Source organism: Azospirillum oryzae, from assembly GCF_008364795.1.
Taxonomy (GTDB): domain Bacteria; phylum Pseudomonadota; class Alphaproteobacteria; order Azospirillales; family Azospirillaceae; genus Azospirillum; species Azospirillum oryzae.
In genome coordinates, this window is the sequence record NZ_VTTM01000001.1 from 602,130 (window position 1) to 619,975 (window position 17,846).

A 17,846-nucleotide genomic window follows, 5' to 3' on the forward strand; every position below is an offset into this window, starting at 1 on the left:
AGCGGGTTACGGCTTCCGCGGCGCCTGCCGCAACAGACCGTCGGTCCAGGCCGGGGGAAGCAGGGCCAGCAGCCAGACCGCGGCCATCATCGGCCAGGGAAAGGCGATTCGCGCCCTGTTGCGTTCCAGTCCACGGCGGATGACGCGGGCGGCAGCGTCGGTTTCCATCAGGAACGGCATGGGAAAGCGGTTGACCGCCGTCATCCGGCTTTTGACGAAGCCCGGGCAGATCACCGACACGCCAATCCCCTCCCCGGCCAGATCGCCGCGCAACGCCTCGCCATAGACCCGGACCATCGCCTTGCTGGCACAATAGGCCGGCGCGCCGGGAAGTCCGCGAAATCCCGCCAGTGACGCCATGATGGCGATCTGGCCGCGCCGCCGGGCGCGCATGGCCGGAAGCACCGGGTGGATGCTGTTCAGCACGCCGTCGATGTTCACCGCCAGGATGCGCCGGGCCTGCTCCTCCGTCTCACCGCCGTCGCCGGTGCCGGCCGACATGCCGGCGTTGGCGATCAGCAGATCGACCGGCGTCGCGGCATCGACCCGCGCCAGCCAGTTGGCCATGGCGGCGCGGTCGGCCACGTCGATCACCGCCGTCTCCACATCGGCGCCGGCAGTGCGGCAACGCTGGGCCACCACCTCCAGCCTCGCGGAGTCGCGGCCAGTCAGCGCGAGGGCTGCTCCGGGCGCGGCGTAGAGGACAGCCAGTGCCTCGCCGATGCCGCTGGAAGCGCCGGTGATGACGATGGATCGCGGCTGTTTCATGGAGTTTCCGCCCTGTTCGCCGGCTGCCGTGTGGCGCCGAAGCTTGTTGTAGGGTGATGTCGCGTTTATAAGCACGACACAAATCGACACCGCTTTTCAAAAGAGGCCGCCTTTGCCAGCCCATCGCCCCGTCATTGCCAGCATGACCGGTTTCGCGCGCGTCGACGGGCACGGCGACGGCTATTCCTGGACCTTCGAGGCCAAGAGCGTCAATGGCCGCAGCCTGGATCTGCGCTGCCGCCTGCCATCTGGATTCGACAGCGTCGAGGCGGTGGCGCGTGCCGAGCTGCCGAAGCGGCTGGCCCGCGGCAACGTCAACCTGACGCTGACCGTCAACCGCGCCCAGGCGGTCTCCCAACTGCGCATCAACCGCGAGCTTCTCGCCCAGGTGCTGGAGATCGCGCGGGAAATCGAGGGGGCCGGGGCCGCCCCGCCGCGGCTGGATTCGCTGCTGGCGGTCCGCGGCATCATCGAGCCGGTGGAAGAGGACGAGACCGAGGCGCGCGAGCGTGTCGAATCGGTGCTGAAGGGCGAACTGGCCAAGCTGATCGACCAGCTGGTGGTCAACCGCCTCGCCGAGGGCGCCCGCATCGCCGAGGTTCTGAACGGCCATCTCGACGAGATCGCCCGGCTGGTCGAGGCGGCGTCGGCCTGCGCCTCCACCCAACCGGAAGCGCTGCGCGAGAAGCTGCGCGCCCAGGTCGCCGCGATCCTCGGCTCCTTCCCCGCCCTGTCGGAAGACCGGCTGGCGCAGGAGGCGGCGATCCTGATCGGCAAGGCCGATGTGCGCGAGGAGCTGGACCGGCTGCGCGCCCATATCCAGGCCGCGCGTGACCTGATGGCGGAGGGCGGGGCCATCGGCCGCCGGTTCGACTTCCTGTGCCAGGAGTTCAACCGCGAGGCCAACACGCTCTGCTCCAAGTCGGCGGACGTCGAACTGACCCGCATCGGCCTGTCGCTGAAAGCCTCGATCGAGCAGCTTCGCGAGCAGGTCCAGAACATCGAATAACTGGCAACAGCGAGTGAGCGCCATGGCTGCGACCAACACCTCCCTGATCCACCGGCGCGGCCTGATGCTGGTGCTGTCCTCCCCGTCGGGTGCCGGCAAGACCACCATCGCCCGCGGCCTGCTGGAGCGCGATGCCGGCATCACCATGTCGGTGTCGGTGACGACCCGGCCGATGCGCCCCGGCGAGGCCGAAGGGCTGGACTACTACTTCATCGACCAGCAGCGCTTCGACCACATGGCGGACACCGGCGACCTGCTGGAGCATGCCCGCGTCTTCGGCAACTGCTATGGCACGCCGCGGGTGGCGGTGGAGGATGCGCTGGGCGCCGGGCGCGACGTGCTGTTCGCCATCGACTGGCAGGGTGCGCAGCAGCTGGCGCAGAATGCCCGCGACGATCTGGTCAGCGTCTTCGTCCTGCCGCCGTCGGTCGGTGAGTTGGAACGCCGCCTGCGCGGCCGTGGCCAGGATTCGGAGGAGGTAATCGCCAACCGCATGGCGAAGGCGTCCAACGAGATCAGCCACTGGCCGGAATACGACTATGTCATCGTCAACAGCGACGTGAATGAAAGCATCGCCGCGGTGGAAGCGATCCTGCACGCCGAACGGCTGCGCCGCCGCCGTCAGGTCGGCCTGCCGGAATTCGTGCGCAGCATTCAGGACACGCTGTAACTACTTGTCTGGAAACGGTTTCGCCCGGACCTTGATCTCGTGGCCGGGCGGGCCGTCGCTGCCGTCAGGCTGTTTGCCGCGGTAATAGCCCTTCTGCCAGCGTTCCTGCGCGGCGGCACTGCCCGGCGTCTGCAGGTCGGTATTGAACTGGCTGCGCGATGCCGCCCAGGCGCGGTACTGCGCCGCCGTTTCCGGGTCGCTGTCGAGGTCGCGGACCTCCGGCGTCAGGCTTTCCACCAAGCCCCGCTGGATCGGCATCAGATGGGCGAAGGGTTCGCCCTTCTCCCAGGTGACCGGCACGCCGGGCGCGGTGAATTTCCAGTTCATGGTGAATGGGTACGGTGACCAGTCGGTCTCGATGATCCCCGACAGGCCCATGATCCCATGCTTCGGGTGGTTCAGCGGTCCGGTCACCATCAGGTTGACGCCCGGCGGCGTGCGGAACAGCGCTGCGACGTGGAAGGTCAGCACGCCGCTGCCGAAATGGCTGGCGGGCAGCAGGGGGTGCTGCTCCTCCGCGGTGACGGTGATGGCCTCCACACCGATTCCGCCATCCCACACCGCCGTCACCCGCACGGGGCAGCAGACCTCCCAGCCATGCATGCTGGCGATGTTCAGCGGCAGGCAGCGATAGCCGTACTGCTCCGGCAGGGCGTCGATCCAGTCGCGGGTCGGACGAGCCGGGCGGATGTCGGGCAGCACGCCCGAGAGCGGATAAGCGATCAGCGTCATGGCGCCGCATCCTGCCAGACTTCTCCATCGGGCGTAACCCGGAGGCCGGCGATGGTCACAACCGGCCGCCTGTCCATCCGGGTTACTCCTAGGCCGGTGTTATGTGTTTCCCGGTCGCGAAATACTCGAATATGTGTCACACTCTATATTAGTATTATTTCAATTAGCGATGCGCATTATTCGGCGCCTGCGGGCGGCGGCGGCGCGTGTATCGTGTGGGGTGCGGCAATGTTCAACAAACTCAACAGCATCAAGGCGAAGCTCCTGATCCTTCAGGGGCTGTTCCTCGCCACCATCCTGGTGGCCGGCATCTGGTCCGCGACCTCGAAGCGTGAGACGATGGTCGAGGGATACCGCAAATCCATCGAGGCGGTGGTGCAAACCTCGCTGTCGATCATGAAGTCCTACGACGAGCGTGCCGCCAAGGGCGAGTTCAGCCGGGAAGAAGCGCAGACCCGCGCAAAGGCTACGCTGCGGGCCCTGCGCTTCTTCGGCAACGAATACATGTTCGGGTACGAGTTCGACGGCACCAACGTGTTCCACGGCGTCCGCCCCGATCTGGACGGCACCCGCAAGCTGGCCGATTTCAAGGACAGCAACGGCGTGTTGGTGATCCGCGGTCTGATCGACTCGGCGCGCAGCGGCGACGGCACCCTGGTCTACAACTTTCCCAAGGCCGGCGGCACCGAACCGTTTCCGAAGCTGGCCTATGCCGCGATCTATGAACCGTGGGGCTGGATGATCGGCACCGGCGTCTACATCGACGACGTCGACACTGCTTTCCGCAGTACGCTGATCAACACGCTGGCGGCGACGCTGGCGGCGGCGCTGCTGCTGGGGCTGTTCGGCTTCCGACTGGTGTCGCGCATCGGCAAGGGTCTGGACGGCATCGCCTCCGCCACCGGCCGCATCGCCAAGGGCGATCTCGGCGCCCAGGTCGCCGGCACCGACCGCACCGACGAAGTTGGGGCGCTGGCCCGCTCGGTGGAAACCCTGCGTCTCAGCGCCATCGAGGCGGAGGATTTGCGCCGCCGTCACGCCGCGCTGGAACGGGAAGCCGATGAGGCTCGCCGCGCCACCATGAAGCGGCTGGCCGACGAGTTCGAAAGCACGGTCGGCGCCCTGGTCCGCTCGGTCGCCGAGTCGGCGGGGCAGCTGACCCACACGTCGGGCGCCATGAGCAGCGGGGCGGAACAGACCACCCGGCTGATGAACGGCGCCGCCCGCGCCGCGGGGACGACCTCCGGCAATGTCCAGGCGGTGGCCGGTGCCACCGAGGAGTTGGCCGCCTCCATCCGCGAGATCGCCCAGCAGATCGCCGAATCGACCACCGGCTCGGCCCGCGCGGTGGAGGATGTGCGTCGCACCTACGCCCTGATCGAGCAACTGGACAGCGTTGCCCGGCGCACCGTGGAGGTGGTCGACCTGATCCGCTCCATCGCCGAACAGACCAACCTGCTGGCACTGAACGCCACCATCGAGGCCGCCCGTGCCGGCGAAGCGGGCAAGGGCTTCGCCGTGGTCGCCAGCGAGGTGAAGAACCTCGCCAACCAGACCGCCAAGGCCACCGACGACGTTCAGGCGCAGATCGCCGCCATGACCGACGCCACCTCCTCGGTGGTCGAGGCGATGCGCGGCGTCGGCGGCGCCATCGAGACGGTGAACAGCGTCGCGTCCAGTATCTCCGCCGCCATCGAGGAGCAGGGTGCGGCAACCCGCGACATCAGCCGCAACGTCAACGAGGCGGCGCAGGGCGTCAGTTCGGTGTCCGACAGCCTGAACATGGTGTGCAGCCACGCCACGGCCACCGGCCAGGCCTCCGTCGAGGTCGCCGCCGCGGCCCGCGCGGTGGGCGAGCGCGCCGACCGCATGCTGGGCGAGGTGTCGGCCTTCGTCGCCCGCATCCGCCAGGGCTGAGGGGCTTGCCGCGGGGAGCGGGTGCGGCGCCGGATGCAATCGGCAACAATCCGCGCTATGGATGGGTTCTGCCAATCGCCGGACAGGATGCCATGACCACCCCCTCCCCCGCCGCAGCTTTCCCTACCGTCGCCCGCCGGGGCTGGCTCGACGAGGCGCTGCGCCGACTCGAGGCGGATGTGAACCGCTCGGCCGACACCCACCTGCTGCGGCTGCCGATCCCGGCGGCGCAAGGGATCACGCTGTACCTGAAGGATGAATCGACCCACCCCACCGGCAGCCTGAAGCACCGGCTGGCGCGGTCGCTGTTCCTCTACGCCATCTGCAATGGCTGGGTGCGCGAGGGCACGACGGTGATCGAGGCGTCGTCGGGATCGACGGCGGTGTCGGAGGCCTATTTCGCCCAGCTGCTGGAACTGCCTTTCGTCGCCGTGGTGCCACGCAACACCTCGCCGGCCAAGATCGCGCAGATCGAGTTCTATGGCGGCCGCTGCCATATGGTGGAGCGCGCGTCGGAGGTCTGTTCCGAGGCGCAGCGGCTGGCCCGCGATTGCGACGGCCATTTCATGGACCAGTTCACCTATGCGGAGCGCGCCACCGACTGGCGCGGCAACAACAACATCGCCCAGTCGATCTTCGAACAGCTGGCGCAGGAACCGCATCCTGTGCCGGACTGGATCGTCTGCGGCGCCGGCACCGGCGGCACCTCGGCCACCTTCGGGCGCTATGTGCGCTATCGCCGGCTGCCGACACGGGTGTGCGTCGCCGATCCGGAGCATTCGGCCTTCTTCGCGGGATTCCGCGACAACGACCCGAAGGCCAATGTCGGGCGGGGGTCCGGCATCGAAGGCATCGGGCGGCCGACGGTGGAGCCGTCCTTCCAGCCGACGGTGATCGACCGGATGATCCGCGTCCCCGACGCCGCCAGCATCGCCGCCGTCTGGGTCCTGCGCGAGAGGCTGGGCCGCGCCTGCGGCGGCTCGACCGGCACCAATCTGGTGGGCTCCATCGAGTTGATCGCCGAAATGACGCGCGAGGGCCGGCAGGGCAGCGTCGCCACGCTGATCTGCGATCCCGGCGAACGCTATATGGGGACCTATTTCAACCGCGATTGGCTGCAGGCCAACGGGCTGGACATCGACCCGTGGTGCGAGCGGATCGACGGCTTCTTCCGGACCGGTGCCTGGAGCGGCGATGGTCTGGAAACGGCCGGGCGCTGACCGGGAGCCGGCGGCCATGACCCGCATGCGGATCCGCATCGATTTCGAGACCGGCGGCTCGATCGGTCCCGGCAAGATCGCTCTGCTGGAGCGGATCCGCGAGACCGGGTCGATCTCCGCCGCCGGGCGGGCGCTGGGCATGTCCTATCGGCGGGCATGGCTGCTGGTGGACGACCTGAACCGAATCTTCCGCGAGCCGGTGGTGAGTGCGGCAGTCGGTGGCAAGCATGGCGGCGGCACGGTGCTGACCGGGTTTGGCGAACAGGTGATCGACCATTACCGCGCGGTCGAGCGCGAAGCGCATGTGGCGACGGCCCACCGGCTGGCGGCACTGGCGGCGGGGATCAACCCGGATTACGGCGCGGACAAGCAGGTGGACGACGGGAGCTTTGCCGGCGATCCGGGGGTGGGGCCGGGGTGTGGCCCGGGGAGTTGAGCGGGGAATTGAGCGGGACTTGCGTCTCAGGCGATTTGAAACGCAAAAGGCCGGGCACACTGCCCGGCCTTTTCATTTTCCAACCCCGCGAACCGTCTACGCGAATGCCTTGTAGGCAATCAGCGTGAAGGTGTCGCGAACGCCGGGAAGCGTCTGCACATGCTCCGTCACGAAACGGCCGATGTCGTCGTCCTGCTTCAGGTAGCACTTCATCAGCAGATCATACTGGCCGGAGATGGAATGCACCTCCGACACCTGTTCGATCAGTTGCACCGCCTGATCGGCGACTTCATAGGCGCGACCGAGATCGCATTTGACCATGACGAAGATGGTCTGCACGGGCTCAGCCCTCCTCGGTCGAGGCTTCGCTGGACGGACGCGGGCGGGCCGAGCGCAGCATGAAGGCCGGCATGTGATCGCCGAAGCCGATCACCGGCACGTCATCGTCATCGTCATCGCGGCGGCGGCGGCGGTCGCGATCACGGTCGCGGCGCGGCTCGTTGCTGCGTCGGGATTCGGCAGCGGCCAGCGATTCGCGGGGCTGGCGCTCCTCACGAACCGGACGGTCGTCGCGCGCGGAGCGTTCCTCGCGGACCGGACGCTCTTCACGAACCGGACGCTCCTCGCGGGGGGCGGCTGCCTCCTCACGCGGGGGGCGCTCCTCACGGCCGCCGCGGGGCGGACGGGCTTCCGAGCGGCTGTCGGGCTTGGCACCACGGCCGCCACGACCACGGCCGCGACCGCGGGAGCTGCCGTCTTCCTCGCCGAACTCGGCCGTCTCCAGGCCGTCGATGGCGATCATGGGAATCTCCCGCTTGATGAGGCGCGTGATTGCGCCGACAAGTTTCGTGTCGTCCGGCGTGGCCAACATGAAGGCCCTGCCCTGCTTGCCGGCTCGGCCGGTGCGGCCGATCCGGTGGACATAGTCGTCGGGGGTCAGCGGCACGTCGAAATTGAAGACGTGGCTCAGTCCCTGGACGTCGATGCCGCGGGCGGCGACGTCGGAGCAGACCAGCAGCGAAATCTCGCCCTGCTTGAACCGCTCCAGCGTCTCGGTGCGCTTGGACTGCACCATGTCGCCATGCAGAGCGCCGACATTGAAGCCGTGGCGCTCCAACGACTTCTGCAGGACGGCGATATCGCGCTTGCGGTTGCAGAAGATGAAGGCGTTCTTGACGTCCTCGGTCTGCAGCAGATGGCGCAACGCCTTGCGCTTGTCCATCTCATGGACCAGGGCCAGCGCCTGGGTCACCGTCTCCGCCGGCGAGGCGGGCGGAGCGACGCTGATCTCCAGCGGCTGGGTCAGGAAGGCATCGGCCAGACGGCGGATTTCCGGCGGCATCGTCGCCGAGAAGAACAGGGTCTGGCGGTTCTTCGGCAGCTTGCTGACGATGCGCTCGATGTCCGGGATGAAGCCCATGTCGAGCATGCGGTCGGCCTCGTCGATGACGAAGACCTTGATGTCGTTCAGCATGATGTTGCCGCGCTCGAACAGGTCGATGAGACGACCCGGAGTCGCGATCAGCACATCCACGCCGCGGTCGAGCTTCTTCACCTGTTCGGTGAAGGTCTCGCCGCCAATCAGCAGCGCCATGCTGAGCTTGTGGTACTTGCCGTAGGTCTCGAAGCTTTCCGACACCTGGGCGGCCAGCTCTCGCGTCGGCTCCAGGATCAGAGACCGCGGCATCCGCGCGCGGGCACGGCCCGACGCCAGGATGTCGATCATGGGCAAGGTGAAGCTCGCCGTTTTGCCGGTGCCCGTCTGCGCGCAGCCCAGCACGTCGCGGCGTTGCAGGACACAGGGAATTGCCTGTTCCTGAATGGGCGTCGGTTGGGTGTAACCCTTGTCCTCGATGGCGCGCAGGACGTCAGGGCCAAGCCCAAGTTCCGAAAAAAGCATCCAACCTGTTTCTGTTCTGGAGTGCGGAAATCGAGCGTTCGACGCCCGATGCCTGGATGAGGCCGAAGAATAGGAAGTCAAAGCTGCATGTCAATAGATCCGATGTTCCGAAACCGAAAATTGGCGCGAAAACACGCCGCGTTGGCGAATTCGGCACTCTGCGCTAGGCTGTCGTCCGGCAGTACCGCGAGTCGCGGCGCTTGCCGGCGCCCCGGTCGGAGGCTGTCCGCTTCAAATGGAACGGTCGAGAGCATTTGATGATTCTTCGTGCCCAGGAATCGGTGCTGGTGGTGGTGGATGTGCAGGAACGGCTGCTGCCGGCCATCCACGACTCCGAGCGCGTCGTCCGCAACGCCGCGATGCTGCTGAAGGGTGCCGCCGCCCTGTCGGTGCCGGTGCTGGTGACCGAACAATATCCGCGCGGCCTGGGACCGACGGTGGAGGCGGTGCGCGCCCATCTGCCGGAAGGCACACCGGTGATCGAGAAGATCACCTTCGGCAGCACCGGCGAGCCGGCCTTCAATGCGGCGGTCGAGGCGTTGAACCGCCCGCAGATCGTGCTGTGCGGGACGGAAGCGCATGTCTGCGTGATGCAGACCGCGTTGGGACTGCGCCAGCAGGGCCATGCGGTCTATCTGGTCGCCGACGCGGCATCGTCGCGCACCCCCGCCAACCACGCCATGGCGCTTGAGCGGATGCGCGCCGCCGGCGTGACCATCGTCACCACCGAAATGGTGCTGTTCGAGTGGATGGAACGGGCCGGCACGCCGGTCTTCAAGGTCGTCAGCGCACTGGTGAAGTGAACGCAGGAGAAGCCGCATGTCCCCGCCCCCCTCCGGGAACCCCACCAGCCGCCCCACCCTGATCCTGCTGCCCGGCATGCCGCTGGACGCGGCACTGTGGGACCATCAGGTCCGGCATCTGGGCGAGGTCGCCGACCCGAAGGTGATCGAACTGGCCGACTGCGCGACCATCGCGGCGATGGCCGACAAGGTGCTGGCCCAGGCGCCGGAACGCTTCGCCGTCGCCGGCCTGTCGATGGGCGGCTATGTCGCGCTGGAGATCCTGCGCCGCGCGCCGGAACGGGTGGAGCGGCTGGCCCTGCTCGACACCAACGCCCGCCCCGACACGGCGGAGGCGACGGCCACCCGGCGGGAGGCGGTGGCGCTCGCCCGGCAGGGGCGATACGGACAGGTGATCCGCGCCGCCCTGCCCCGCCTGGTCCACCCGGACCGTTTGGCGGACGACGGATTTGTCCGTTCGGTCCTGGCGCAGATGGAGCGCGTGGGCGTCGACGGCTATGCGCGGGAGCAGGAGGCCATCATCGGCCGGGTGGACAGCCGGCCGGGACTGGCCGCCATCCGCTGCCCGACTCTGGTGATCTGCGGTCGCCAGGACATCCTGACGCCGCCGGCCCTGCATGAGGAGATGGCGGAGGCCATTCCCGGCGCCCGGCTGGTGCTGATCGAGGACTGCGGCCATCTGTCGGCGATGGAACAGCCGCAGGCGGTCACCGCCCTGATGCGCGACTGGCTGCTGCGGGGCTGATCCACTCAGCAGTCGGATCCGTTGCAGAACAGATCCGCCCGCGGGCTGGGGAACAGTGAGAAGGTCATGTCGCTGATGAGGCTGCGGAAATCCGGATCGTCGGGCCCCTGAGGCCGGTCGAGCCAGCCGGTGGCGGAGATCAGCGCGGCACCCGACCGGCAGAACGCCCCCTGCACGACGATGGCCCCGCCCGGTGGAGAGGTCCGGATCGGGCCGTTCGTGCACAGCTCCGAGTTCAGCGTGTTTTCCGTGACATTGAAGGCCAGCACCACCTTGTAGTCGCGCCGCGCCGTATCGTTGGGCGTGGTGGTGAAATTGGTCTTCACGCCCATGACGCGGTTCTGCATTTGGGGCAGCACCTTCTCCGCGAAGCGCTCCGGCGGCAGACCGAAGGGGTCGCCGTGCAGCACCACCCGCAGGTCGCGGTTGCCCGCCGCATAGGCCACTTCGCTACGCGTGTAGGCCGGGGCCGGCTCGCTCGCCACCACCCGCTCGTTGGAGCAGGCGGCAAGGGTCGAGGCGCCCAGCAAAAGGGCGGCGAGCGGCGGGAGCATGCGCATTTTCAGTTCGTCCGTTGGTGTCGCTGTTCCCGATATGGGGAGCAACGCTGCGCCGGACGAGAGGTTCAGCGCAGCGCGTGACCCTGGCGTCACACATCCTTCAGCCATTTGTCCGCGGCGCGGCCGATCAGGGATGGATAGTCGGGAAGCTCCGGCCCGATCAGCGGAAGATCGAATTCCGCGACGATCCGCGCCACCGTCGCCTCATTCAACTCCAGCCCGAGCGAACGGGCACGGCGGGCGATGGCAAGTTCCTGGCCCCAGACATAGCCCCGCCGGGCACCGGTGTTGCGCGCCATGATCCGGGACTGCTCCATCCGCTCGTCGCCGTTGATCGGCAGCCAGATGTCGGTCATCAGCGTGTCGGCCGGCTCGTCGGTGCGGAACTCCAGCGCGTCGGCATTGACGATGGAAATCTTGGCCACGGCCTCGGCCGGAAGCTGGTCGAACAGGCCGACGTTGCGGTTGACCTCGATCACATCGGGATCCAGTTCGACCACCGTGACCCGCGTCACCTCCGGCCGCAGGGCCGCGTTCACCGCCGCCCAGCCCATGCCCATACCCATCACCACCGTATGGCCGGTGGCGGCACGGACGCCGATTTCCTGGCTTTCGATCTCCATCGGCGTCATCGACATCCAGCAGCGATACTCGCCGTCGGCCTCGCGCCGCATCAGGGCGGCGGTATCGGTCGTCATCAGTGCCGGACTCCAATAGCCGGCACTGAGCAGGATCGGCGCCACCTGCAAACGCCAGCGCCCGACCTCGCAGGGTTGATAGCGGGGAACGAAGAGGTCGGTGACGAAAGGGGTCAACGGCGACAGCGCGTCGGCAATCATCCCGGGCGGGATGGCATCGGCCGGAATGTCGGCGCCGGGATAGGCCAAGGGGTGCATACGCCTCCTACGGGTCGGGCCATGGTCCGCGAGACAATCTCCCGGAAATGGCGCTATCCCGAATGATAGACCAGGCGACACCTTCCCCAAAACAGCGAAATAATTACGGGATTTTCCACCCATTCCTATGCGGCGTCCGGGGTCGGATCGAGTGTGTCCTCCTCCGGCATCAAACCCGTGCGCAGATATTCGTAGGCACACCAGCGCGCGTCATGGGGCATCCGCGCCCGCCGCAAGGGCTCCGCCTCGACGAACAGCATCCTGCGGCGGAAGGCCATCGGGCTTTCGACCAGAAGGATCGGCTTCTCCGCCTGCACGCCGGGCGGGAACCAAGGGCGGCGAAGGAAGCGGCAAGGTTCCTCGGTCCATTCCGGCGGCGTGCCGAGGTGCCAGCGGCGCACCAGATGTTCGCCGACCGCGCCCGCATAGGCGTCAAGGACGTTGTCGCCAACGCACTCCGGAGAGTCCTGGACGCGGGCGTACCGCCTGCCCATGTCACCGTCCATATAGAATTCGTCGAGGAACTCGCCCAACGCCACCGAGAAGGTCTGCCGTCCGGATTTATAGCGTCGGATGGCCTCGGCCAGCGTTCCAGGACGATGGTTCAGGTCGTCGGTCATCTTCACACTCCCGGGCAGCATAACCCTGGACGGTATCCTCGATCTTCGCGGCGATGCGCGCGTTTATTCCGGGAACCTGCGGATAGCAGAGCATCACAAGCTCTGCCAGCTGCTCTGCTGTAGCCAAGCCTGTGACATCCATCAGAAAATAGAGGTCGCGCCTGTCTCGGGCCAGTCCTTCGGGGTCGTCGAGCCGGTTGGCGAGCAACTTCATCGCCAGCATGTATTCCGGAGTCGGCAGATAGACGCGAAGACCGATCTGCCCATTTCTGGGATATTCCCCAAATGGAAGCAGATTAGGCTGCGGATTGCCCTTCGGCGGAGCAACGCTCTTTACCGCCTGATTGAGCCAGTCATCGGGAAGGCCGAGACGACGCCCGACGAGATCGGCAAGCTCGTAGCCGCGGCTTCGTTCGCTGAGGAACACCGCATCGACATCACGAGTCACGTCGCGGATGTTGCCGGCGAGCAGAAGGCACGATCCGCCATAGACGGCGATGTCGATGACCTTGCCATCCTGTGCGGCAAGGTCACCCATCATTTCAAATGCCCGTTCCAGCAGGTTCCTCGACAGCTCCACTGCGCCTCCGCTGATCTCGAATCCCGGCGCTGCCAAGCGTCGCCGTCACACGTCGATGTCGTCGGCCTTTACGAACTTCGCGTTGTCCTGGATGAACTTGAAGCGCAGCTCCGGCCGTTTGCCCATCAGATCCTCCACCAAGGACCGGGTGCGCTCGCATTCCGGCTTTTCCTCCGGATCGGCGGCGTTGGGAACGACCACGCGCAGGAGTGAGCGCTTGGACGGGTCCATCGTCGTGTCGCGCAGCTGGGCCGGCATCATCTCGCCCAGGCCCTTGAAGCGGCTGATGTCGGGCTTCTTGCCCTTGAACATCTTCGACAGCAGTTCGTCCTTGTGGGCGTCGTCGCGGGCGTAGACCTGCTTGTTGCCGTGGCTGAGGCGGTAGAGCGGCGGCAGGGCGAGATAGAGGTGCCCCTCCTGGATCAGGCCCGGCATCTCGCGATAGAAGAAGGTCATCAGCAGCGAAGCGATGTGGGCGCCGTCGACGTCGGCGTCGGTCATGATGATGACCCGCTCGTAGCGCAGCTTGTCGGTCGAGAAGTCCTTGCCGATGCCGCACCCCAGCGCCTGGGTCAGGTCGTTCAGCTCCTGGTTGGCCTTCATCTTGTCGACCGAGGCGCTGGCGACGTTCAGGATCTTGCCGCGCAGCGGTAGGATGGCCTGAGTCTCGCGCTGGCGCGCCTGCTTGGCGGAACCGCCGGCCGAATCGCCCTCGACCAGGAACAGTTCGGTGCCCTCCGGGGAGTTGCGCGAGCAGTCCGCCAGCTTGCCGGGCAGGCGCAGGCGGCGGGTGGCCGACTTGCGCGTCATCTCCTTGGACTGCTTGCGGCGCGCCCGCTCCTCGGCCTTCTCGATCAGCCGTTCCAGCAGGCCGTTGGCGCTCTGCGGGTCGCCGGACAGCCAATGGTCGAAATGGTCCTTCACCGCGGTCTCGACGAGGCGCTGCGCCTCCGCCGTCACCAGCTTTTCCTTAGTCTGGCCCTGGAAATGCGGTTCGCGGATGAAGACCGAGAGCAGGACGCAGGCGTCGCCCATCACGTCGTCGGCGGTGACCTGCCCGGCGCGCTTGTTGTTCGTCAGCTCGCCATAGGCCTTCAGGCCGCGGGTCAGCGCGGTGCGCAGGCCGGCTTCGTGAGTGCCGCCCTGCGGGGTGGGCACGGTGTTGCAGTAGGTGTGCGAGAAGCCCTCGTCGTCGTCGGGCCACGCCACCGCCCATTCCACCCGGCCCTGGCCGTTGGGGAAGTCCAGCGCGCCGGCGAAAGGCAAGCGCGTCAGCGTCTTGCGGTCCTTCAGCGCGGCGTTCAGGTAGTCCTGAAGCCCGCCGGGGAAATGCAGGGTCTCCGACGCCGGCGTGGTGGCGTCGACCGACAGCAGGGACGGGTCGCAGCTCCAGCGGATCTCGACGCCGCGGTAGAGATAGGCCTTGGAGCGCGCCAGCCGGTAGAGCCGGTGCGGCTCGAAGTGAGCGGTCTCGCCGAAGATTTCCGGGTCGGCATGGAAGCGGATGGTGGTGCCGCGCCGGTTGACGTTGCCGCGATGCCCCAGCGGTCCCTGCGGCAGGCCGCGGCTGTATTCCTGGACGTAGAGCTGCTTTTCGCGGGCGATCTCCACGGTCAGCCGGTCCGACAGGGCGTTCACCACCGACAGGCCGACGCCGTGCAGGCCGCCCGAGGTCTGGTAGACCTTGTTGGAGAATTTGCCGCCGGAGTGCAGCGTGGTCATGATGACCTCCAGCGCCGACTTGCCCGGATATTTCGGGTGGTCGTCGATGGGGATGCCGCGCCCGTTGTCGCGGACCATCACCGTATAGTCGGCGGCCAGCTCCAGGTCGATTCGACTGGCGTGACCGGCCACCGCCTCGTCCATGGCGTTGTCCAGGACCTCGGCCACCAGATGGTGCAGCGCGCGGTCGTCGGTGCCGCCGATATACATGCCCGGACGGCGCCGGACAGGCTCCAGCCCCTCCAGAACCTCGATGTCCTGGGCGGAATAGCTGTCGGCCTTGGGGGCCGTGTTCTCGAAAAGATCGCTCATGACGGGATGATAGGAATTTCGTCAGGGGTGCGCAAGCGCGTCCTGGGCCGTTTATAGTGCGGTGCCACAGGCTTTGGGGCAGGAATTTTTCGTGACGCCGGAGGAAGCATGAGCGCAGCGGACACATACGACTTCGACAATGGCCCTGCCCTGCGGGCCATCGCGATGCCGGCGGACACCAATCCGAACGGCGACATCTTCGGCGGCTGGCTGCTGGCGCAGATGGATTTGGCCGGCGGGACGGTGGCGGTGCGGCGCAGCCATGGCCGCGTCGCCACCGTCGGGATCGAGGCGATGACCTTCCACAAGCCGGTCTTCGTCGGCGACGAGGTGAGCTGCTTCGCCCGCATCGAGAAGGTCGGCCGCACCTCGCTGCGCGTCCGCATCGAGACCTGGGTGCGACGCGAACGCTCCGGCTCCGACCCGATCAAGGTGACGGAGGGCGTGTTCACCTACGTCGCCATCGGCGAGGACCGCAAGCCGCGCGAAGTGCCTCCGGAGTGAGCACCGTCAGGCCCCCGGCGCCTTGACGAAATGCTGATGGCCGTGGTCGCACTGGCCGCGGGCATGCTTGTCGTCGCAGCTTTCGCCGGAGGTCAGGCCGATCCAGGCATGCAGCGTGGTGGGGTCGAAGCCGGCCTCGCGGCGGTCGCCGACCTGGATCAGCGGACGGCGGATCAGGTCGCGGTCGGCCAGCATCGCGGCCAGCGCGGTGGACTCGTCAAGGGCGGCAGGATTGACGGCGCCGGACTTCACTGCGGCGGCGCGGCGGTTGAACCAGGAATCGACCTCCTTGTCGCCGAAGAAGGCGCGGAGATCGGCGGCGGTCAGATCGGCGGTGGCAAGGTCGCGTTCGACCAGCCTGTGGCCGGCGGCGGTCAGCTGCTGCTTCTGCCTGGCATTCGCCGGGCAACCGGCCAGTCCGTAGAAAATCACTTCGGCCATGGGACACTCCGCTGCTGGATGGGGGATCCTGATCCGGGGAGCAATCAGGACCGATTTCGTCCAGTCTAACGGCGGTGCAGCACGAAAAAGGGCGCGACATTCCGCCGCGCCCACATTTTTTCTATGGGTATTGCGAAGGGGCCGTCAGGCTCACTTCTGCAGGCGCTTCAGGGCGTCCTCGACATACTGGTTGGTGTAGGTCTTGGACAGGTCGATGTTGGCGGACGCCACCGCCGGATCGAAGGCCTTCAGCACCTTCAGCGCGGCTTCGGCACCGTCCTGGGTGAAGCGGCCGTCGGGCGAATAGGTCGGCTTGGAATGCTCGAACGCCTGGGCATAGAGGTCCTTGTTGCCCAGGAAATATTCTTGTGGCAGCACCTTCAGCACATCCTCCGTGCTGGCCTTGTTCAGCCACAGCATGGTGCGGACGAAGACGTCGGCCAGCGCCTGGGTGGTCTTCGGGTTCTCCTTTGCGAAGTCCGGCTTCATATAGAGCACGGCGGCGGGATAGGGGCCGCCATAGACCTCCATCGTGCCCTTGGCGGTCCGGGTGTCGGCCAGCACGGTGATGTCGCCGTCAGCCTCGGCCTGGCTGATGACCGGGTCCAGGTTGACGATGGCGTCGATCTCTCCGCGCTTGATCGCGGCGATGGCGCTGGGACCGCCGCCGACGCCGATGACCGACACGTCCTCCGGCTTCATGCCCAGCGAGGTCAGGACGTAGTTCAGCATGAAGTTGGTGGAGGAGCCGGGGGCGGTCACGCCGACCTTCTTGCCCTTCAGGTCCTTCACCGACTTGACGGTGCCGGCCTTGTTGACGGCGGCCAGCACGATGCCGGGATAGCGGCCGAGCTGCGTCACCGCGACGATGGGCTGGCCCTTGGCCTGCATCTGGATGGTGTGGTCGTAGGCGCCGGTCACCACGTCGGCCGAGCCGCCGACCAGGGCCTGCAGGCTCTTGGCGCCGCCGCCGAAGTCGCTGATCTCGACGTTCAGACCGGCATCCTTGAAGTAGCCCAGCCGTTCCGCCAGCGTCAGCGGCAGGTAATAGAGCAGCGGCTTGCCGCCGACGGCGATCTTGATGTCGGTTTTCTCAAGCTTGTCCTGCGCCGCGGCCAGTCCGGCCGTTCCCAATGTCAGGGCGACCGCGGCGGCCGCGATCAGCGATTTGAGCTTCATTGGATTCCTCCCCCAGTTGGATTTTCAGTGCTGCCCGCCGCTGGTGTCCTGCGGACGCCAGTGCAGAAGCCGCTTTTCGATCATGGTGACGGCGGCGTCGATCAGGACGACGAAGATCGTCAGCACCAACATGCCGGAGAAGACGCCGACCGTATCGAACACGCCCTCCGCCTGATGGATGCGGTAGCCAAGCCCGGCGGCGGAGCCCAGATACTCGCCCACCACCGCACCGACCATGGCGAAGCCGACGGCTGTGTGCAGCGAGGAGAAGACCCAGGACAGGGCCGAGGGCAGATAGACGTGCCGGAACAGGTCGCGGGAACTGGCGCCCAGCATGCGGGCGTTGGCCAGAACCACCGGGCTGACCTCCTTCACACCCTGATAGACGTTGAAGAAGACGATGAAGAAGACCAGCGTCACCCCCAGCGCCACCTTCGACCAGATGCCGAGCCCGAGCCACAGCGCGAAGATCGGCGCCAGCACGACGCGGGGCAGCGCGTTGACCGCCTTGATGTAGGGGTCGAAGACGATGGAGACCAACGGCGCGCGGGCGAACCAGAAGCCGAAGGCGATTCCCGCCACCGTGCCGATGACGAAGGCCAGCGCGGTTTCCAGCAGCGTGATGCCGAGATGGTACCAGATGACGCCCGAGGCGAAATCGGCCCAGGTGCGGGCCAGCACCGCCCCCGGCGTGCCGAAGAAGAAGGGGCTGAGAATCTTGGTGTCGGTCAGGACATGCCAGATCAGGAAGAAGGCGATCAGGACGCCCAGCTGAAGCAGCAGGATGACCGGACGGCTGGGCAGGCGTTTGGCGTGGGATCTCATGATGTCG

The 17,846-nt window shown here is 66.9% G+C and carries 20 protein-coding genes; 8 read left to right on the top strand and 12 right to left on the bottom strand.

Annotated features, from left to right (window positions below; translation table 11 throughout):
• Positions 1-6: 6 nt before the first annotated feature.
• Positions 7-768: an SDR family NAD(P)-dependent oxidoreductase gene (locus FZ938_RS02870; protein WP_149197154.1), complete on the bottom strand. Its 762-nt coding sequence runs from the start codon at positions 766-768 to the stop codon at positions 7-9.
• A gap of 142 nt (positions 769-910) precedes the next feature.
• On the opposite strand from FZ938_RS02870, the gene FZ938_RS02875 reads away from it, so the two are divergent.
• Together FZ938_RS02875 and gmk are read left to right on the top strand one after the other, a co-directional pair.
• Positions 911-1,777 carry a YicC/YloC family endoribonuclease gene (locus FZ938_RS02875; RefSeq protein ID WP_149197155.1) on the top strand — a complete coding sequence of 289 codons (867 nt, stop codon included), beginning with the start codon at positions 911-913 and terminating at the stop codon, positions 1,775-1,777.
• 22 nt (positions 1,778-1,799) lie between these two features.
• On the top strand, positions 1,800-2,447 hold the full coding sequence (gmk, locus tag FZ938_RS02880) for a guanylate kinase (protein ID WP_149197156.1): 648 nt from the start codon (positions 1,800-1,802) through the stop codon (positions 2,445-2,447).
• Here gmk and FZ938_RS02885 read toward each other — a convergent pair whose 3' ends face one another.
• Positions 2,448-3,179, bottom strand: a complete 732-nt coding sequence (locus tag FZ938_RS02885; protein ID WP_149197157.1) for a DUF6065 family protein — start codon at positions 3,177-3,179, stop codon at positions 2,448-2,450. It abuts the gene before it with no gap.
• Positions 3,180-3,407: 228 nt separating this feature from the next.
• On the opposite strand from FZ938_RS02885, the gene FZ938_RS02890 reads away from it, so the two are divergent.
• From FZ938_RS02890 to FZ938_RS02900, 3 genes are all read left to right on the top strand, one after another.
• On the top strand, positions 3,408-5,096 hold the full coding sequence (locus FZ938_RS02890; protein WP_174757296.1) for a methyl-accepting chemotaxis protein: 1,689 nt from the start codon (positions 3,408-3,410) through the stop codon (positions 5,094-5,096).
• Positions 5,097-5,188: 92 nt separating this feature from the next.
• Positions 5,189-6,316, top strand: coding sequence for a PLP-dependent cysteine synthase family protein (locus FZ938_RS02895; protein WP_149197159.1), 1,128 nt, complete (start codon positions 5,189-5,191; stop codon positions 6,314-6,316).
• Between the two features lie 16 nt (positions 6,317-6,332).
• The gene (locus FZ938_RS02900) at positions 6,333-6,752 is read left to right on the top strand and encodes a winged helix-turn-helix domain-containing protein (protein WP_149197160.1); all 420 of its coding nucleotides are present in this window, start codon (positions 6,333-6,335) and stop codon (positions 6,750-6,752) included.
• A 96-nt stretch (positions 6,753-6,848) separates the two neighbouring features.
• Here FZ938_RS02900 and FZ938_RS02905 read toward each other — a convergent pair whose 3' ends face one another.
• A complete protein-coding gene (locus FZ938_RS02905; RefSeq protein WP_085089209.1) occupies positions 6,849-7,091 on the bottom strand; it encodes an Lrp/AsnC ligand binding domain-containing protein in 243 nt (80 codons plus the stop codon).
• A 4-nt stretch (positions 7,092-7,095) separates the two neighbouring features.
• The gene (locus tag FZ938_RS02910; RefSeq protein ID WP_149197161.1) at positions 7,096-8,652 is read right to left on the bottom strand and encodes a DEAD/DEAH box helicase; all 1,557 of its coding nucleotides are present in this window, start codon (positions 8,650-8,652) and stop codon (positions 7,096-7,098) included.
• A 257-nt stretch (positions 8,653-8,909) separates the two neighbouring features.
• Between FZ938_RS02910 and FZ938_RS02915 the strand changes: the two genes are divergently transcribed.
• Positions 8,910-9,455 carry a hydrolase gene (locus tag FZ938_RS02915; protein WP_149197162.1) on the top strand — a complete coding sequence of 182 codons (546 nt, stop codon included), beginning with the start codon at positions 8,910-8,912 and terminating at the stop codon, positions 9,453-9,455.
• A gap of 16 nt (positions 9,456-9,471) precedes the next feature.
• A complete protein-coding gene (locus tag FZ938_RS02920) occupies positions 9,472-10,200 on the top strand; it encodes an alpha/beta fold hydrolase (protein ID WP_149197163.1) in 729 nt (242 codons plus the stop codon).
• Between the two features lie 5 nt (positions 10,201-10,205).
• Here the strand turns inward: FZ938_RS02920 and FZ938_RS02925 are convergent, their stop codons facing one another.
• From FZ938_RS02925 to parE, 5 genes are all read right to left on the bottom strand, one after another.
• On the bottom strand, positions 10,206-10,760 hold the full coding sequence (locus FZ938_RS02925; protein ID WP_149197164.1) for a hypothetical protein: 555 nt from the start codon (positions 10,758-10,760) through the stop codon (positions 10,206-10,208).
• 89 nt (positions 10,761-10,849) lie between these two features.
• Positions 10,850-11,656, bottom strand: a complete 807-nt coding sequence (locus FZ938_RS02930) for a hypothetical protein (protein ID WP_246457471.1) — start codon at positions 11,654-11,656, stop codon at positions 10,850-10,852.
• Positions 11,657-11,781: 125 nt separating this feature from the next.
• Complete coding sequence (locus FZ938_RS02935) at positions 11,782-12,276, bottom strand: hypothetical protein (RefSeq protein WP_149197165.1); 495 nt, start codon at positions 12,274-12,276, stop codon at positions 11,782-11,784.
• Entirely contained in the window at positions 12,218-12,856 is a 639-nt protein-coding gene (locus FZ938_RS02940) for a hypothetical protein (protein WP_188093909.1), read from the bottom strand. Before FZ938_RS02940 ends, FZ938_RS02935 begins: the two co-directional genes overlap by 59 nt.
• Positions 12,857-12,901: 45 nt before the next feature.
• A complete protein-coding gene (gene parE, locus FZ938_RS02945; protein ID WP_149197167.1) occupies positions 12,902-14,890 on the bottom strand; it encodes a DNA topoisomerase IV subunit B in 1,989 nt (662 codons plus the stop codon).
• A gap of 108 nt (positions 14,891-14,998) precedes the next feature.
• Between parE and FZ938_RS02950 the strand changes: the two genes are divergently transcribed.
• Positions 14,999-15,394, top strand: a complete 396-nt coding sequence (locus FZ938_RS02950) for an acyl-CoA thioesterase (RefSeq protein ID WP_085089201.1) — start codon at positions 14,999-15,001, stop codon at positions 15,392-15,394.
• A 6-nt stretch (positions 15,395-15,400) separates the two neighbouring features.
• Here the strand turns inward: FZ938_RS02950 and FZ938_RS02955 are convergent, their stop codons facing one another.
• From FZ938_RS02955 to FZ938_RS02965, 3 genes are all read right to left on the bottom strand, one after another.
• Positions 15,401-15,835, bottom strand: a complete 435-nt coding sequence (locus FZ938_RS02955) for an ArsC/Spx/MgsR family protein (protein WP_149197168.1) — start codon at positions 15,833-15,835, stop codon at positions 15,401-15,403.
• A gap of 150 nt (positions 15,836-15,985) precedes the next feature.
• Positions 15,986-17,014: an ABC transporter substrate-binding protein gene (locus tag FZ938_RS02960; RefSeq protein WP_149197169.1), complete on the bottom strand. Its 1,029-nt coding sequence runs from the start codon at positions 17,012-17,014 to the stop codon at positions 15,986-15,988.
• 24 nt (positions 17,015-17,038) lie between these two features.
• Positions 17,039-17,839, bottom strand: a complete 801-nt coding sequence (locus FZ938_RS02965; RefSeq protein ID WP_149197170.1) for an ABC transporter permease — start codon at positions 17,837-17,839, stop codon at positions 17,039-17,041.
• Positions 17,840-17,846: the final 7 nt, after the last annotated feature.

Coding starts and splice junctions, on each gene's coding strand:
- FZ938_RS02870 (WP_149197154.1), bottom strand. CDS start 768: ATGAAACAGCCGCGATCCATCGTCATCACCGGCGCTTCCAGCGGCATC.
- FZ938_RS02875 (WP_149197155.1), top strand. CDS start 911: ATGACCGGTTTCGCGCGCGTCGACGGGCACGGCGACGGCTATTCCTGG.
- gmk (WP_149197156.1), top strand. CDS start 1,800: ATGGCTGCGACCAACACCTCCCTGATCCACCGGCGCGGCCTGATGCTG.
- FZ938_RS02885 (WP_149197157.1), bottom strand. CDS start 3,179: ATGACGCTGATCGCTTATCCGCTCTCGGGCGTGCTGCCCGACATCCGC.
- FZ938_RS02890 (WP_174757296.1), top strand. CDS start 3,408: ATGTTCAACAAACTCAACAGCATCAAGGCGAAGCTCCTGATCCTTCAG.
- FZ938_RS02895 (WP_149197159.1), top strand. CDS start 5,189: ATGACCACCCCCTCCCCCGCCGCAGCTTTCCCTACCGTCGCCCGCCGG.
- FZ938_RS02900 (WP_149197160.1), top strand. CDS start 6,333: ATGACCCGCATGCGGATCCGCATCGATTTCGAGACCGGCGGCTCGATC.
- FZ938_RS02910 (WP_149197161.1), bottom strand. CDS start 8,652: ATGCTTTTTTCGGAACTTGGGCTTGGCCCTGACGTCCTGCGCGCCATC.
- FZ938_RS02915 (WP_149197162.1), top strand. CDS start 8,910: ATGATTCTTCGTGCCCAGGAATCGGTGCTGGTGGTGGTGGATGTGCAG.
- FZ938_RS02920 (WP_149197163.1), top strand. CDS start 9,472: ATGTCCCCGCCCCCCTCCGGGAACCCCACCAGCCGCCCCACCCTGATC.
- FZ938_RS02925 (WP_149197164.1), bottom strand. CDS start 10,760: ATGCGCATGCTCCCGCCGCTCGCCGCCCTTTTGCTGGGCGCCTCGACC.
- FZ938_RS02930 (WP_246457471.1), bottom strand. CDS start 11,656: ATGCACCCCTTGGCCTATCCCGGCGCCGACATTCCGGCCGATGCCATC.
- FZ938_RS02935 (WP_149197165.1), bottom strand. CDS start 12,276: ATGACCGACGACCTGAACCATCGTCCTGGAACGCTGGCCGAGGCCATC.
- parE (WP_149197167.1), bottom strand. CDS start 14,890: ATGAGCGATCTTTTCGAGAACACGGCCCCCAAGGCCGACAGCTATTCC.
- FZ938_RS02950 (WP_085089201.1), top strand. CDS start 14,999: ATGAGCGCAGCGGACACATACGACTTCGACAATGGCCCTGCCCTGCGG.
- FZ938_RS02955 (WP_149197168.1), bottom strand. CDS start 15,835: ATGGCCGAAGTGATTTTCTACGGACTGGCCGGTTGCCCGGCGAATGCC.
- FZ938_RS02960 (WP_149197169.1), bottom strand. CDS start 17,014: ATGAAGCTCAAATCGCTGATCGCGGCCGCCGCGGTCGCCCTGACATTG.
- FZ938_RS02965 (WP_149197170.1), bottom strand. CDS start 17,839: ATGAGATCCCACGCCAAACGCCTGCCCAGCCGTCCGGTCATCCTGCTG.